Source organism: Brevibacterium sediminis (assembly GCF_024895295.1).
GTDB classification, from domain to species: domain Bacteria; phylum Actinomycetota; class Actinomycetes; order Actinomycetales; family Brevibacteriaceae; genus Brevibacterium; species Brevibacterium sediminis.
The window spans coordinates 63,663-79,346 of sequence record NZ_JAHQRN010000008.1 but is presented as its reverse complement, the minus strand read 5'-3'; the positions used below and the strand labels follow the sequence as shown (position 1 = coordinate 79,346).

The 15,684-nt window shown below is 63.0% G+C and carries 11 protein-coding genes; 2 read left to right on the top strand and 9 right to left on the bottom strand.

Annotation, left to right across the window (positions count from 1 at the left end; genetic code table 11):
- Positions 1-7: 7 nt before the first annotated feature.
- The 3 genes from KTJ89_RS16590 to wecC form a co-directional block, all read right to left on the bottom strand.
- A complete protein-coding gene (locus KTJ89_RS16590) occupies positions 8-1,402 on the bottom strand; it encodes a sugar porter family MFS transporter (RefSeq protein WP_259358531.1) in 1,395 nt (464 codons plus the stop codon).
- A gap of 66 nt (positions 1,403-1,468) precedes the next feature.
- Complete coding sequence (locus tag KTJ89_RS16585) at positions 1,469-2,812, bottom strand: enolase C-terminal domain-like protein (protein ID WP_259358530.1); 1,344 nt, start codon at positions 2,810-2,812, stop codon at positions 1,469-1,471.
- Between the two features lie 282 nt (positions 2,813-3,094).
- Positions 3,095-4,354 (bottom strand): UDP-N-acetyl-D-mannosamine dehydrogenase, encoded by a 1,260-nt coding sequence (gene wecC, locus KTJ89_RS16580; RefSeq protein WP_259358529.1) that lies wholly within the window; start codon positions 4,352-4,354, stop codon positions 3,095-3,097.
- 301 nt (positions 4,355-4,655) lie between these two features.
- Here wecC and wecB point away from each other — a divergent pair, with 301 nt between their 5' ends.
- On the top strand, positions 4,656-5,819 hold the full coding sequence (gene wecB / locus KTJ89_RS16575) for a non-hydrolyzing UDP-N-acetylglucosamine 2-epimerase (RefSeq protein WP_259358528.1): 1,164 nt from the start codon (positions 4,656-4,658) through the stop codon (positions 5,817-5,819).
- An 11-nt stretch (positions 5,820-5,830) separates the two neighbouring features.
- On the top strand, positions 5,831-7,006 hold the full coding sequence (locus KTJ89_RS16570; RefSeq protein WP_259358527.1) for a glycosyltransferase: 1,176 nt from the start codon (positions 5,831-5,833) through the stop codon (positions 7,004-7,006).
- A 6-nt stretch (positions 7,007-7,012) separates the two neighbouring features.
- On the opposite strand, the gene KTJ89_RS16565 is transcribed toward KTJ89_RS16570, so the two are convergent.
- The 6 genes from KTJ89_RS16565 to KTJ89_RS16540 are packed head-to-tail and all read right to left on the bottom strand — an operon-like array spanning position 7,013 to position 15,642.
- On the bottom strand, positions 7,013-7,801 hold the full coding sequence (locus KTJ89_RS16565) for a hypothetical protein (RefSeq protein ID WP_259358526.1): 789 nt from the start codon (positions 7,799-7,801) through the stop codon (positions 7,013-7,015).
- A gap of 23 nt (positions 7,802-7,824) precedes the next feature.
- Complete coding sequence (locus KTJ89_RS16560; protein WP_259358525.1) at positions 7,825-9,234, bottom strand: polysaccharide pyruvyl transferase family protein; 1,410 nt, start codon at positions 9,232-9,234, stop codon at positions 7,825-7,827.
- The gene (locus KTJ89_RS16555; RefSeq protein WP_259358524.1) at positions 9,231-11,831 is read right to left on the bottom strand and encodes a glycosyltransferase; all 2,601 of its coding nucleotides are present in this window, start codon (positions 11,829-11,831) and stop codon (positions 9,231-9,233) included. Before KTJ89_RS16555 ends, KTJ89_RS16560 begins: the two co-directional genes overlap by 4 nt.
- Entirely contained in the window at positions 11,824-12,684 is an 861-nt protein-coding gene (locus tag KTJ89_RS16550) for a hypothetical protein (protein WP_259358523.1), read from the bottom strand. The genes KTJ89_RS16555 and KTJ89_RS16550 overlap by 8 nt, the downstream gene beginning before the upstream one ends.
- Positions 12,677-15,310, bottom strand: a complete 2,634-nt coding sequence (locus tag KTJ89_RS16545; protein WP_259358522.1) for a glycosyltransferase — start codon at positions 15,308-15,310, stop codon at positions 12,677-12,679. Before KTJ89_RS16545 ends, KTJ89_RS16550 begins: the two co-directional genes overlap by 8 nt.
- Positions 15,307-15,642: a hypothetical protein gene (locus KTJ89_RS16540; RefSeq protein ID WP_259358521.1), complete on the bottom strand. Its 336-nt coding sequence runs from the start codon at positions 15,640-15,642 to the stop codon at positions 15,307-15,309. The genes KTJ89_RS16545 and KTJ89_RS16540 overlap by 4 nt, the downstream gene beginning before the upstream one ends.
- Positions 15,643-15,684 lie beyond the last annotated feature (42 nt).

Genomic DNA, 15,684 nt, shown 5'->3' with positions numbered 1-15,684 from the left:
CCTCCGCTCAGTTCTGAGTCGAGGACTGGGAGTGCTTGGCGGCTCGTTCGGTCCGCCAGTAGGCCTCGATCTCTTCGAGAGATTTGTTCGATGTTTCGGGCACTCGCGCGAGGACGAACCAGAGAGCGGCCGCCGACAGCAGCGCGAAGATGAAGAACACGATCGATCCTATGGCGTCGAGGGCGACGGGGAAGGCCCAGGAGAAGATCGCATTGAACAGGTACTGGGCGAAGGTGATGATTCCGGTGCCGATGGCTCGGATCGACAGGGGAAGAACCTCGGGGACGAGGAGCCAGAAGACCGGTCCCATACCGATGCCGAAGGCAAAAGTGTAGACGAAGACCGCGAAGATGCTGATCCATCCGGCATCGGGCAGCAGCCAGAGCGCGATCATTGCGATGGCCTGACCGATCATCGAGATCGCGAGCAGCTTGACTCGTCCGAGCTTGTCGATGATGGGCAGGGCGATGGCGGTGGAGACGACGAGGGCGATGCCGACGCCATAGTTCGCATAAGCTCCCGCGTTGGCGCCCATGCCGGATTCCGCGAAGATAATCGGCGCGTAGTAGACGACAGCGTTGATTCCGGTGAAGACCTGGAAGAACGTGAGGATGAGGAGGACGATCATCGGGCGGCGCGCTGAGCGCATGACCATGCCGATACCGCCTTCCTGCTGGGCGAGACTGGCCTTGATGTCGTCGAATTCCAAGCGGGCGATCTCTTCGGTGCCTCGCAGGGAGCTCAACACCTTTCTCGCATCGTCGTCACGGCCGCGGGTGATCAGCCAGCGAGGGCTGGCTGGGGCGAGTGCCATGCCGATGAGAAAGATGACGGCGGGCAGGGCTCCGATGCCGAGGATCCATTCCCACCGTCCCGAGGTCTGGAAGGCATCGCCGACGATGTAGGCGGCGAGGATTCCGAAGTTCACTGCCAACTGGTAGAGACCGGTGAGCAGACCGCGGATTCGGGTGGGGGAGAGCTCGGAGAGATAGATCAGCCCGAACATGTTCGCGATGCCTACGCCCAGTCCGAGGAAGAATCGAGCTGCGCCGAGAACCACCGGGTTGGGGGCAATGGCACAGGCGATCGAGCCGATGAGGAAGATGACGGCTGCCACGATGAGGAGGTGACGACGATCGAAGCGCCTGGCGGCGAGTGTGGCACCGATGATCGATGGCAAGGCGCCCCACAGGAGCAACGAGGTGATGAGCCCTTGTTCTCCGACGTTGAGTCCCATCTGATCGATGAGGAGAGGCAGAGCCCCGGAGATCGCTCCCGAGTCATAGCCGTAGAGCAGTCCGGAGAACCCGGCGAGGACTGCGATGAGGATGACCTTGCCGGGAATCGGTTCCTTCGAATGGTCGCGAGCCATGTCAACAGCGGTGTCAGATGATTCAGTCACGTCGTCGTTCCTGTCATGCGGAGAGTTTGGGTTGTGTAGTGGATACCTGAAGGTCCGAGCGCGTGCTCAGGCGGACGCCGCGTCGAGTGACGTCGCACCTGCGGTATCGGTCAGCTCCGTCCATTTCGGTCCTTCCGGGAAGGCGAAGGCGTGGAGCGTCTCGGGTTTGATCTCGGCTCCGGTGCCTGGTGCCGAGGGGGCCCAGTAGCGTCCGGAGCGGACATCGACCGGTGTGACGAAGTGTTCGTGCAGGTGGTCGACGAACTCGATGCAGCGATCGTCCATCGAACCCGAGACGGCGACGAAGTCGAACATCGACATGTGCTGGACGAGTTCGCAGAGGCCGACTCCGCCGGCGTGCGGGCAGACGGGGACTCCAGCATGGGCGGCGAGGAGAAGATTGGCGATGTTTTCGTTGACTCCGGCAACGCGGGTTGCGTCGATCTGCATCACGCGCAGGGCGTCGGCCTGGAGGAACTGCTTGAACAGGATGCGGTTCTGGCAGTGCTCACCGGTGGCCACCGGGGTCGGCGAGATGTGCTTCTGGATGTAGGAGTGAGCGAGGACATCATCGGGCGAGGTCGGTTCCTCGACCCAGCGCAGATCGAACTCGGCCAGATCACCGATCCAGTCGACGGCCTCGGCGGAATCCCAGTGCTGGTTCGCGTCGATGGCGATTAGGAAACCCTCACCGCAGATGTCCCGGGCGATGCGCAGTCGTCGGATGTCATCGTTGCGATCGGCCCCGACCTTGAGCTTGATCTGTTCGAAGCCTTCGTCGAGGGCCTCGCGGCAGAGCCTAGCGAGTTTCTCGTCGGAGTAGCCGAGCCAGCCGGGAGAGGTGGTGTAGGCCATATAGCCCCGGTCGCGCAGCTCCTGTATGCGTGTAGCCTTGCCGGATTCGGCCTTCTGCAGGATCGCCAGGGCATCGTCGGCGGTCATGAAATCGCTGAGGTAACGCAGATCGACGAGGTTGAGGAGTTCCTGCGGGTTCATCGAGCCCAGCAGCTCCCACAGCGGCATGCCGGCGCGCTTGGCCTTGAGATCCCACATGGCGTTGACGACGGCGCCGATCGCCATGTGACTGACGCCCTTCTCCGGGCCGAGCCAACGCATCTGTGAGTCATGGACGAGTTCCTTCCAGAAGCCGCCCATGTCGTCGATGATCGCTTCGACATCACGTCCGATGAGGGTTTCGGCGATGACCCGGATGGCTTCGGTCTGGATATCGTTGCCGCGACCGATGGTGAAGACGAACCCGTGCCCGGAATCCGCCGGCGCTGCGTCCGTCTTCACGATGAGGTAGGCCGCTGAATAATCAGGGTCGGGATTCATTGCGTCGGAGCCGTCGAGGCTCAGCGAAGTGGGGAAGCGCAGGTCGATGACCTCGACCTCGGATATCTGAGACATGATTCCCTTTCTCGGGCGCAGCAAAAACTATAGATCGGATGTGTTGATCGAGAAATGGCGATCTTCTCGATTAAACCTCACCTGAATTCCTCATTTGCAGTGTAGACATCCTATGTTTTGTCCGTCAAGGTGTTGATCACAACGAGATTCTGCCGGCGTGCCCGCACCAGCCCATTGTCTTTTCCGTGTTTCATCCGATGTGAAGGGAAAAGGAGCGGATTCGGCCCGCTCCCGGAGAGGACTCCGAGGCGGGCCGAATAAGAAAGTGTCAAAAAGTTGTCTTTAGCCCCACACTCCACGCGTATCGTGGACGATCTTCTGCGTGAGCAGCGTCCGGTCGATGCGGGTGAACTCATTGTGGTCGACGAGCAGCAGCACGATATCGGCAGCGCGAATGGCTTCGTTCACTTCAGTGAGAGTGACGTTGTCGCGCTCCTCGAGTTCCGAAGGCAGGCTGTCGATGTTCGGCTCGACCGCCATGATGTTCGCGTCGGGGAGTTCGTCGGCAAGCCGACCGACGATCTGCCGGGCCGGGCTCTCGCGCAGGTCGTCGATGTTCGGCTTGAACGCCAGACCAAGCGCCGCGATCTGCACATCCTGGATGCGACGAGCCTGGGGGAGGAGCTTGTCGAGCACATAACCGGGCTTCGAATCGTTGACCTCACGCGCGGTGCGGATCAGTGATGACTGCTCGGGTGCAGTGGAGACGATGAACCACGGGTCGACAGCGATGCAGTGGCCGCCGACACCGGGGCCGGGCTGCAGGATGTTGACTCGGGGGTGGTGGTTCGCGAGCTTGATGAGCTCCCAAACGTTGATGTCGAGTCCGTCGGAGATCACTGACAGCTCGTTGGCGAAGGCGATGTTCACGTCGCGGTATGCGTTCTCGGTCAGCTTCGCCATCTCCGCGGTGCGAGCGTCGGTCATGAGGAACTCGCCCTCACAGAACAGCTCATAGAGATCGCGGGCACGTTCGCCGGCATTGCCGTTGAGGGTGCCGACGATGCGATCATTCGTCCGCAGCTCGATCATGATCCGGCCGGGCAGCACCCGCTCAGGGCAGTGCGCGAAATAGACAGTCTGTGCACTGCCGGGTTTGAGCGTGAGATCCGGGCGTTCCTTGATGATCGTCTCGGCCAGGAACTCCGTTGCTCCGGGAGGCGAAGTCGATTCGAGGATGATGAGCTCATTGCCCTCGAGCAGGGGTGCAATCTGCTTACCCGCAGTCTCGATGTAAGACAGGTCCGGTTCGTGCCCGTCCTTGAACGGCGTCGGCACGGCGACGATGTAATTGTCCGCGTGCGGAGTCTCGGTCGTGGCTCGCAGGTAACCCTGAGAGACGACACCGGCCACCGTTGTCGCCATGTCCGGCTCCACAAAGGGAACTTTGCCGGCGTTGATCGTGGCTACAGCATCGGCGTTGATGTCGACACCGACGACCTCTGCGCCCGAACTGGCCAGAACAGCTGCGGTCGGAAGACCGATATAACCGAGGCCGATGACGGCGACGGAGGGGCGTTGAGAGGTGGCGGTGGGCGGCATGTGTGCGATGCTCCAAACTCGAGATGAACGACTACTGATGTTACCTGAGAGCTTCTCGAGGCAACCTGACCACAATGACTCATGAAATGACCGCTGACGTGACTTCATCATCAACTTTGAGTGAATGCGCTGTGAAGGTCTTCTGATTCGGTCAGCGAAGGTGGGTTCGTCATGATGAGATGAATGGAGTCGGTATGTCCAAGTTCTGCAGAACTGCATACCATTACCCACATCGGCATTGAAGCGAGAACCCTGCCTCGCCGAGGCGGCCCCCGTGGTTCTCCCGACCAGGAGTTCGTGCGTGACCCCCACTGTCCTCACCGTTTTCGGCACCAGGCCGGAAGCCATCAAGGTGGCCCCTCTCATCCGGGCGATCGAATCGAGCGCGACCCTGCACTCCCGCACCGTCGTCACCGCCCAGCATCGTGAGATGCTCGACCAGGTCAACGATCTGTTCGGAATCGTCCCGGACGTGGACCTCAACATCATGTCCCAGGGGCAGACACTCAACGGGATCGCCTCCCGTGTCATCGGCGAACTCGACGCCGTGCTGGAAGACGAGGCACCCGACGCAGTGCTCGTCCAAGGCGACACGACCACAGTCATGGGCGCCTCCATCGCCGCCTTCAACCGCGGCATCCCGGTCATCCACCTCGAGGCCGGACTGCGCTCGGGGAACCTGCTCAGCCCCTTCCCCGAGGAAGCCAACCGGAAGCTGACCAGCCAGATCTCCGCACTCCACCTGGCCCCGACCGCACGGTCACGTGACAACCTGCTAGCCGAGAGCATCAATCCGGCCGACGTCGTCGTCACCGGGAACACCGTCATCGACGCCCTCCACCTCGCCGTCGACATGAACGTGGCCCCGGCCGACCCGGTCGTCGCCGACTATGTCGCCTCCGACCGCCCGAAACTGCTCGTGACGACTCATCGCCGGGAGAACCTCGGCTCGTCCATGGAGAACATCGGAGACGCGCTGGCCCAGCTCGCCGCTGCCCGACCCGAACTGCTCATCCTGCTCCCGGCCCACCGCAACCCGCTCGTGCGCGAAGCCGTTCTGCCCCGAGTCGAGAAGTTCGACAACGTGCTGGTCACCGAACCGCTGTCCTACGGCGAATTCACCACGGTCATGGCCGCCTCGGACGTCGTCCTCACCGACTCCGGCGGCATCCAGGAAGAAGCCCCCAGCCTCGGCAAACCCGTCCTCGTCATGCGCGAGAACACCGAACGCCCCGAGGCGGTCACCGCCGGTTCGGTCAAACTCGTCGGCACCGACACCACCGTGATCGTCACCGAAGTCTCCCGACTCTTCGATGACTCGCTCGCCTACGAAGCCATGGCCAAGGCCGTCAACCCCTACGGTGACGGACGAGCCGCCGCCCGGTCGGTCGCAGCCATCGAATCGCTGCTCGGCGTCGGCGACCGCATCGCGGAATTCGCCCCAGACGTCGCCTTCGCCGACTGACGGCGACGATCGTGGCAGTTCAAACGCACACCGTGCTGGTGACCCGCATGGGTGTGGGCATCTTCGACCCCGTCTGGTGGCGAACCCGCCTCGGACTCTTCAGTACCATCACCGCCGCCAGCGTGGCCGCGATGGGCGAACGAGACCTGGTGTGGGCCATCCTGCTCGACTCGGACCTGCAGCCGGACATCCTCGGCGATGTCCACGACGTCATCGATGATCACGGACTCATCGACACGGTTCGCTTCCACTTCGTCCCGGATCACTCCCGCCTCGGCGACACCGTGCGCGCGGCGCTCAAGGCGGAGACGCACCCGAAGCGTCCCCTTCACGCCCAGCTGCTCGATGACGACGATGCGCTCTCGGCCCGATTGCACGATGCCCATCTCGAGGCCTTCGAAGCGGATGTTGCCGGGGCGCAGGTAGCCACGACGGCGAAAGGCGTCGGCATCGACGCACCGCGCGGCAATCGGGGCGAGCTGATCTACCCCAGCCACGTCCCGAACTCGACCTTCTTCGGTTCAGCGGCCGACGTCGGCGACCTCATGCTCTCCTCCCACCGGAAATGGCTGACCACCGCGGTTCAGCGCGGGGGACTGGCCCACCGAGTTGAGACCGACACCGATGACTGGCTCTACCTCTACCATCGGCAGGGCGACGGGGACTACGACTCGCGGATCGCCCAATTCGGCGACTCCATGCGCCCGCTCACCCAAGCGGATCTCGACCCGTTCGGCATCGACCTCGAAGCGTTCCGAGCCAGCGTCGTCGAACACGAAGCAATCCCGGAGACGATGGGGCTGACGTGGCGTCGCACCCAGCCGCAGCAGTACGCTCTGCTCGATCTGCACCGTCGGACGCGCAAGCTCAAGCAGAAGTGCATCCGCATCAACTCCGACATCTTCGGACAGAGCGAACCGTTCTTCTACCTGCGTTCGCCCCTGCCCGGCAAAGCCCGGAAAGCCGGCGCCACCGACTTCATCGGAGTCGGCACACCCGGAAGCCGCATCGAACTCTGGTTGAAGGGCAAAAACGACTTCAAGCACATGGGATCGGCAGAATGTGCCGAAGACGGCAGCTGGTCGATTCGCCAGAACTTCCGAGCATCGAAATGGTCGGTCGAATTGCGTCAGTTCTCCGGAGACACCGCAGCCAATACGCTCCCGTTCCGCCTCACCATCACCTGAGGGTTCTCAGCTGCCGACGACGTCCTTGAGGATCTTGCCCAACAGGGCACGCTTCGGTGGAACGTGGCCTTCACCGGCGTCGACGAGGTGGGACTCCACCTGGTGACCGTCCGGCAGCGCATCGAAGAACGGCGCATAGTGGTGCTCCATATGATCGCTGTCGCCGGAGTTCTGCACATAGAGCACCGAATTGGACACGGGACGACGGTAGAGCTCGATGACATCGGTGCACACCGGCAGCTCGTCGACGGGCAGTCCGTCCCACGCATAGTTGAGGTACCGGTTGACGATGACCGGAACGTATTTGCGGATCGTCGTCTGCGGGTTGACCGGAACAGCGATCGAACCGGAAAAGTGCGTGGAGTAGTAGAGGGAGGCGAAGCCGCCTCCGGATGCGCCGAAGAAGACGAGCCGACGCTCCGGACCGTCGAATCTGGAGATGATCTCAGTCAATGCCTCCTGCAGCTTAGGCTGCCGACTGCTGCCGGCGTACCAGCCGAGCTTGATCCGGGAGTCGACGTAGAGCGACGGGTCGCTGATGAACAAACGATTCGCAGCGACATCTTCGGAGAACGTGGCCCCGGAGAACACCGGGTACCGACGCACAGCTTTCGTGATCGCGGCATGGAAGAAGACGACGGTGGTGTCGAACCCGCGATCGTCATAACGCAGATCGATGGGGACGTCATCGAGCATGATTGTGTACGTCGTCGAGGCGCCCGGCTGGGGCCCGGTGAACGCCGCCACCGATTCGACGTGGTGATGCCCCTCCTCGGGGATGGTGCGCTCGATCATCTCTTCAGCTCCTCGGGTCGGTCTCAGCGCAGCTCTGCGCCGGGTGCATTGTCATCTGAGCGGCTGTTGGCGTCACGCAAATCGTGCACTGCCTGCAGCACTTGGGACAGTGATTCCTTCTGCGCGCGTTCGAGCCCTGCCTGATAGAGCAGCGCCAACGCCTCGATCCTCAGTGCAGACGTGTCGAACGTCGTCGTCTCCTGCGAGGCGATCGCCTCGGCGAACCAGCGACGGACCAGGGTTCTGTTCGCCCGGATCCGATTGTGAATCTCGTCGATGGAGCCGCGGACCGTGGACAGCGCCGCGTCGACTTCGTCGCGCACTGCCGAAATGCTGCGGTCATCCAGACGCACGGCGCAGTCGGGAAATTTGAGCAGCTCGAACAGCCCCGGCATCTTGTGTCCGTGCGTCTCCGAATACACGCCCACGGTCGGCACCGCCTGAGACGAGGCGAGGATGACCGAATGGAAGCGTGACGTCACCAAAGCACCAAGGCGGCCGAGCTCGTCGACGAACGACCGGAACCCAGTCGGATCGATGAGTTCGACCCTGTCCGAACCGGCGACCTCGGTGAGATGATCGGCGACGGCCGTGGAGATCTCCCGGTCGGCTCGGGTCTGGACGATGACCTTCAGCTTTCCTCCATCGGCCAGATGGGCTTCGGCCACCGAGGTGAAGAGTTGGAACGCCTGAGAGCTGCGGAAATGCGACTCTCGGAGTTTGTTCTGCACGAAAGCCGAACGGCGTGACCCTGGTCGGATCCCCATGTCCTCGGGCCGCAAGACGATGCCGAGGGCATCCTCGTCGCGGTTCTCTTCCTCTTGAGCCCGAAGTCCCGGCACGAAGAAGCCGGGATCCAGGAGAACCGGAAGCTCCTGACCGAGATCGGGCGACTCGAGTCTCCGGGACTCGAGATCACGGTAAGCTGCGGCGTCGACGCCCTGGTGGAGGAACTCCTCGAGCGCGGTCCCGAACGATGTGCGGAACGGGCCGACGGTCGACGGCAGCAGGACGACTGGTTTCTTCAGCGACTGCGCGGCCAGTGCGGGGAGGATCCTCCACACGAGGTCGATGAGGTTCTCCCCGGTCGCCGACTCGAAGAGATGCTCGCCGGCGTTGAGGACGACGAGGTCGACATCGGCCATACCGACATCTTCGGCGAACCGGTGCGGATGAGCGACATAGTCGATGAGCAGCTCGACCTCGTCACGGCCACCGCGTGCACGGCCGTCAGAGGGAACGATCAGCTGCTTCATGCCCTTGAGGGTGAAGCCCGCCTGCCTGCGGAACTGGTCCGAAGGAGCGAGGAGAACAGCCGTCGAGCCTTCGATGTCGACCTCGGCCCGGCGCATCAGTTCGAGGGCACCGGCATTGATGGCTAGGTCGCCCCAGTTCGAGGCGACATGCCCGTAGAACAGCATCGTCCGTGTCATGACGTCAGCCTAGCGAGCGCCGATCTCATGACCGCACCGACCGCCGACCAGCTGCGCTCCGATTCCGTCCATGCGGCCGCGGCCTCCACCCGTGACAGCGTCGCGGAAGGATCCTCGATGACTGCGCTGATCGCCTCGGCGAGAGCCTCGACGTCACCGCTGGGCACAACGAGACCGCGCTCGCCGTATCCGGCGATCTCCGCAAGAGCCGGGACGTCGGAGACGATGACGGACTTCTTCGCCGCCATCGCCTCGAAAGGTTTGAGCGGTGAGACCGCGCGGGTCGCCGGGGTGAGCAGGCGCGGATAGGCGCAGACATCGATGACCGAATAGAGCTCGGCGACCTCGTCATGAGGGACACGCCCGGTGAAGACGACAGTCGATTCGTCGAGACCGAGATCGGCTGCCAGCGACCGGATCCGGGACGACTCTGCGCCGTCTCCGACGAGCAGTGCGCGCACCGGGACTCCGCGGCTGCGGACGAGAGCGATGGCGCGAACGAGGATGTCGAGACCTTCGTAGCCGACGAACGTGCCGATGTATCCGATGATCGGGTCGTGAGTGCCCCAGCCGAATCGCGAGAGCACCTGCGGGTTCTTCTCTGCAGACGCGAACTCAGCTGTATAGACGGCATTGGGCATGATGCCGATCGGGCGTCGCGTGGACACTCTGTCGCTGATGATGTCGCGCATCGCCTCGGTGATGGTGAGGACTTCGTCGCAATGCTCCAACACTGCGTTCTCCAGCACCACGGTGCGTGCACGACGGCCCTCCATCCGGGCGGTGTTCGCGGCCTCGTAGACGAGTTCCCACATGCCCGAGACCTCGTAGACGACGGGCAGGCCGAAGCGTTTGGCCGCGATGAGTCCCGGTAGAGCCGAAACATAGGTCGAACGCAGATGGACGGCCGACGGTCGTTCCCTGCGGATCACCTCGGCGAAATGGTCGATGGCCTCGCGCATATACGCGAACTCACCGTCGGCGCGGGCGGAATCGCTGCCCAGGCGCAGGTAGCGGATCCCGTCGTGAACCACCTCGGCGGTGGCCCCCGGTTCCAACGAGTTCGCTGCCTCGGGAAAGCCCGGACGGGTGAGAGCGATGACCTCGAAGTCGTTGGCGGCGATGGTCTTGAGGACGCTGTGTGCGCGAACCGCGTAGCCGCCGCTTTGGTCCGGTGCGCTCGCGTGGAGGTTGGTGAGGATCCTCCCGGGCACGGGCTCGAACGGCACCGAGGTGTTCTCGGACACGGATTCTAGCTCGCGCAGCATCGCCGAGGCGGCTGCGGACTCGCTGATGAGAGGCCGGTCCGCGGCGGATGCGGTCGCGGACTCGGCAGTGTCGGCGACCTCGTCGAAGCGTCCGGTTCCGAAGAGAGCGCGGATGCGTCGTGCGCGGTAGACCTTTCCGCGGTCGGAGGCCGGCACGGTACCGACGAGAGCCATGGCCTCGGCAAAGAAACCGGCGGCCAGGAGGTGCCCGGTCAGAGTATTGCGAACCGGAGCGGTCTGCCGTCGCGTTCCCCGGAACCGCAGCAGCCGGGCGAACGCTCTGGTCGCCGAGGACAGGGGCAGCAGTCGGGATGATTCGATCCGAAGAGAGTCGACGACCGTGCGAACGTGTTTGGCCAGCACAGGTGACTCGACGATGGTCGTCAGCCCGAGGGCGGCTCCCAGCGCTTGGATATCGATATCCGTCGGCAGGACGAGGTCCGAACTCGGTCCGGCGTCGAGCAGTTCGGAGCCGCGGATCGAGATGATCGTCTGCTGTCCTGATCGGTTCGGTGTGAGCAGAATGACGCGAGCCCGATCGAGGAGGGGCCGACCCACCGAGTCAGAGGTCGACAGTGCTGCCGCGACAGACTCGGCGACGAGGATCGGTACGACGGGCAGGATCGCGAGGGTCTCCAGTACCGGTGTCAGCGCTTGGCATGCGAGCTCAGTCGGCGCAATGTGGATACAGACGACGTCGTGCTGAATGCCGACAGGGGTGTCATCGAGGTTGCAGACAAGTTCGGCGAGCCAGTCTGTATCCGCACCGATTGAGCGGGTGACGGCACGCAGCTCGTGCTGAGCTGCTTGCTGCACATCCGACCCTGTTGACTCGAGCGTGGTCGTGCCGTCAGCGGAGATGGTCAGGTCGAATGATCGGCGGGCGCCCTCACCGAAGTCGCTGTTCGGAGAATCCTGCATGAGGGACTCCAGCCGTCTCCTCTGCCAGGGCTTCGCCCCTGTCGCGACCGCTTGATCGGCCAGCAGACGTGCCAGCTGGGCACGGCCGTTGCTGGCCAGGAGGTCAGCCACGAACCGCGATCGCAGAGATGAACCTTCGGCCACCGCAGTGTGGAAGAGAATCCGGCAGACCGTTGCCGAAGACGTCAGACCGTTGAGTACTGAGCTGATCTTCCGCGCGGCCGTCTCCAGGTCATCGGAATGCTCGGACAGCAGTCGAGCGGCAGCTGCGATGCCGTCGACAATCGGATTCTCAGCGGGAACGCGGTCGGTTCGGCTGCTCTCACTCGAGGATTCGATAGCAGGAACGGACTCCAACACAGGTTCAGGTGCTGTTTCACGGGTGTCGACTTCGATCCGTTCACTCATCTGCGGCCTCGCTGACGATAGCGTTGACGGCCGCGGCGGTGGCGGCTTTGGACAGTGGATTGTGACCGCCGCGGACGTCGGAATACAGCGATACATCAAAACAGGATCGTTCACCGGACTGAGCGGGCAGAGCGTCGACAAGCGCGGGCAGCTGCGCGAGGGCATCGTTCTCGCTGGCGGCATTGAGCAGGCAGCGAGTTCGGGGGATATGCCCGAACTCGGCGAAGGCGTGAGCGGTCGATGTTCTGTCCGGGAAGTTCTCCGAAGTGTCCTCCGGAGTCGCACCCTCATAGGACTGGCGGGCGATCGTGGTGACGTAGACCGGGATGTACTTCGTCCAGTCGATCTGCGGGTTGTTCACCAGGGCACGGCTGCCTTCGTCGCGGGCGGCTGCTTGGAGAGCCTGGAAGCCTCCCGCGCTGGTCCCGAAATACAGGCGAGCAGCCGACGGAACCTCGAGACACTCTGCGACGAAACGGGCCGTCTGGGCCATTGCGGGCAGCGCAAAGCGGCCGGGAGCTCCTTGCCCCCATCCGATGCTGATCTGATTGTCCGTGCGCAGCGTCGGATCGGAGATGAAGAGGACATCGGCGTCGAAGTCGTCGACCCAGGTTCGCCGTTGGAAGATCTCCTGCGGATCCTTCCCCGGTGTCCTCCGGACTGCTCCGTTGAAGGCGATGACGAGACGGCCGGTCGGCTCGACCCTAGACCACAGGAGCGCGGGAACCGTCACCGTTCCGGCGTGGAAATCGAAGCGTTGGAAGAGACCGGGGCGTCGCTCGATGCGGTCTCCGGGCAGCAATGTGCCCAGTCGCTCGAATGGGGGCTCTTCGCTGAGTGTGGCCTCAGACATGAGTGACGGCATGGAGCTCGGCGAGCTCGGCGTCCTTCCACGACGTCTTGCCGTAGAACCGCGTGAGTTGACGGATGAGGCTCTTGCACTCATCGATATCCTCTTCGGCGGCGAACGCGAGCTTCTGGACGAACCATCCTTTGACGAAAGGTTCGAGCCGTTTGGCGTTGTAGTCCTCGAGCAGACCGACCTCGCGCAGCCACGCAGACCTGTCCTCCTCCAGGGGCAGGTACTTCTCGTAGAAGCGCGGGCCGATGGCATTGACCGTCGAGTTCGTCACCGCCGCATAGTAGGTGTGGATCGGTGTCGACGTCAGCCCGATCCGGCGGGCGTGGAAGAGCATCTGCTGGAAGAAGTAGGAGTCCTGTCCCACGGCGCCGATCGGCTGATAGATGCCGAGGCTCTTCAGCCACTGCGTGTCGGCCACGAGCGCCTGGATGCTCATCGGCTGGAACTTCACTCTAGAGAGCGCATCGTCCTCGAGGACACCCTCCTCGCCGACGACCGGACGCAGAATGCCCGCATTCTTGACCATGATCCGGTTGTGCTTGAACCGCATCATATTGCCGATGGCGAAGTCGTATCCGTGCTCTTCGACCATCTCGAGCAGCAGCGCAAAACCGTCGTTCGTCTGCTCATTGTCCGGATCGAGATACGTCACGTACGGAGTGCGGGTGAGTTCGAGCCCCTTGTTGCGTGGACGCGAAGCGCTTCCCGACCCGCCGGCCGGGAAGCGGTGGACTCGAACATTGGGATAGGCGCGGTCGAGTTCGTCGAGGACCGCCGGCGTTTCGATGTCGGTGGAACCGTCGTCGACGAGGAGGACCTCGCAGCGGTCGAAGATCGATGACCGGCGCAGGGATTCGAAGCACTTGAACTTCAGATGCGGACCGTTGTTGTAGACGGGAACGATCACGCTGATTTCGGGTTCTGCCGTGACCTCGATCGTCTCGACCCGCTCGACAGCGAGATCCGAGGCGATCGCCAGCGTCCTGCGCTCAGGTCCGACACCGTCACCGAGGCGGCTTCCGGCCGGGCACCACGTGGCGGTGATGTGCTGGTCGGAGTCGACCGGATCGACGAATTCGTAGAGAGGCTCGGTCGTATCGATCGGCAGAATCCGGACCTCGTCGACGTCGGTGAAGCGGAATGCATTCACCGCGTCCTGCACGAGGTGAGGACCGAAATCGGAATGCCCGGTCAGGTCGATGACGACGTCGCCGTCAGCGCCGGCGACCCGGTCGGAGTCGTGTGGAAGAACCTCCACCGGACCCGCATACGACTGGGCCAGGCGGAAGGCGTCGAAGTCCGATTCCGTCAGTCCGGTGACGTAGACCGTGTGATCGGGAGAACCGGAGTCCAGTCCCATCTCCTCGGCGATCGTGTCGATACGGTCGAACGCAGTGTTGGCAGTGAACGCGGCACGGATTCCCGCCATCTGTGCTTCCCGGATGCTGCGCTGTGTCAGTGCCCGGTACGTCTGCTCCATGTCGAGAGCGGAGTCAGGCATGCACACCTGCGGATAGAGGGAGTTCACGCCCGCGTTGTAGTTCGAGACGATGAACGTTCCCATGGCCTGCAGCTCGATGATCCTGTTGGCGTACATCGACTGGGAGTTCACAACGGAGTTGAGATTGATGCCCACGGGCAGAAGCCGCTGCAGATCGAGCAAGGTCTCGTGATCGATGGGCCGGTGCAGATGCGGCAGGTACCGTTCAGGGAAGAGATAGCGTTCGGCCTTCGCGAACTTCTCGGTGTCGAGTTCGAGGTTGCGGTCGACGATCGTGAGATCCGCTCCGGCCGACAGCAGACCGTCGAAGATCCGCTGGGCGGATGACTTCCGCTCCGGATATTTGTGCTCGAACCAAGAACCGGCGAAGACGAACTCGCGACCGGAATGACGCATGCTGCCGAGCGGATGATGATGGACGAAGTTCACCGCGAAGGGCAGGACAGTCACGGGCACTTCGTGGTGGAGGTACTCACGGTAGCGAGGCACGCATTCGACGGCGCTGGTGAACACGTGGTCGGCGAATTTCGCCAGGGGTGCGAACTGTTCGTAGTTCGGCGGATCCTCTTTCGAATAGAAGGCGATCGGGATCTCGTTCGCGCGGGCGAAGGGAACGATCTTCGACTCGAGGATCTGGCGTGCCGGGGAACCGGACAGGGCGACGTTGAACCATTCGTCAGCAAGCCCGCGCCAGGCCGAGGTGATGAGCAGCAGGTCGATATCCGCCATGTCCTGCTCGTAGGTCTCAGGATTGATCGGCACCACATGAGCCGCGTCCTTGAGCGAGTCGAAGAGGAACCGGTCGGCGATGATCCCGATGCGCAGCTTCCGGCGAGTATCCCAATGCTGGCCTGAAGTCCTCGGCAGCTGCTGAGCCTTGTCGATGAGGGCTGAGATCTTGCTTTCGACCGGGGCTGCGAAGGACCGGTGGCGCTCAATGTACTCGTCACGAGATTCAGCCAGGTCGATGTAGGGGTGCCGTCCGAGCAGACCGTCGATGAAGTAGTCCGACTGCGTGTGCACGCCGAGCGACTTCTGGCGCGCGCGAGTTGCCTTCAATTCCTTGATGCGGGTGTCGAGAGCGGCCTGCCGCTTCTTGATATCGGCGTCCTTCATCGCTGACCACCCCTCTGCTGGGAGGTGCCGCGCTGCGGACGGCGCAGGCGCCAGTAGGCGCGCTGAACCTGCATGGCTTTGGAGCCCAACAGTCGTTCGAGGCGTTCATTGACCGAGGCGAGTTTCGCATCCCGTTTCGCGACTTCGTTCTTCAGCCGCTCGATCTCCTTCTCGCGCTTGTTGATGCCTCCCAGCAGCTTCGACTCACGGTCGTAGGCGCTGATGAGTTCCTTGGCGAGTTCGGCATTGAGGGACGAAGTCTCATCAATGACACGAGAGACGTTCTCGCGGACGGATCCGAGGTCCTCGGTTCCGGTCGTGGTGGTCTTCAAATGGGCTCCAGTTGTCCAGCGTCCGCAATGGAACTTCTGGCC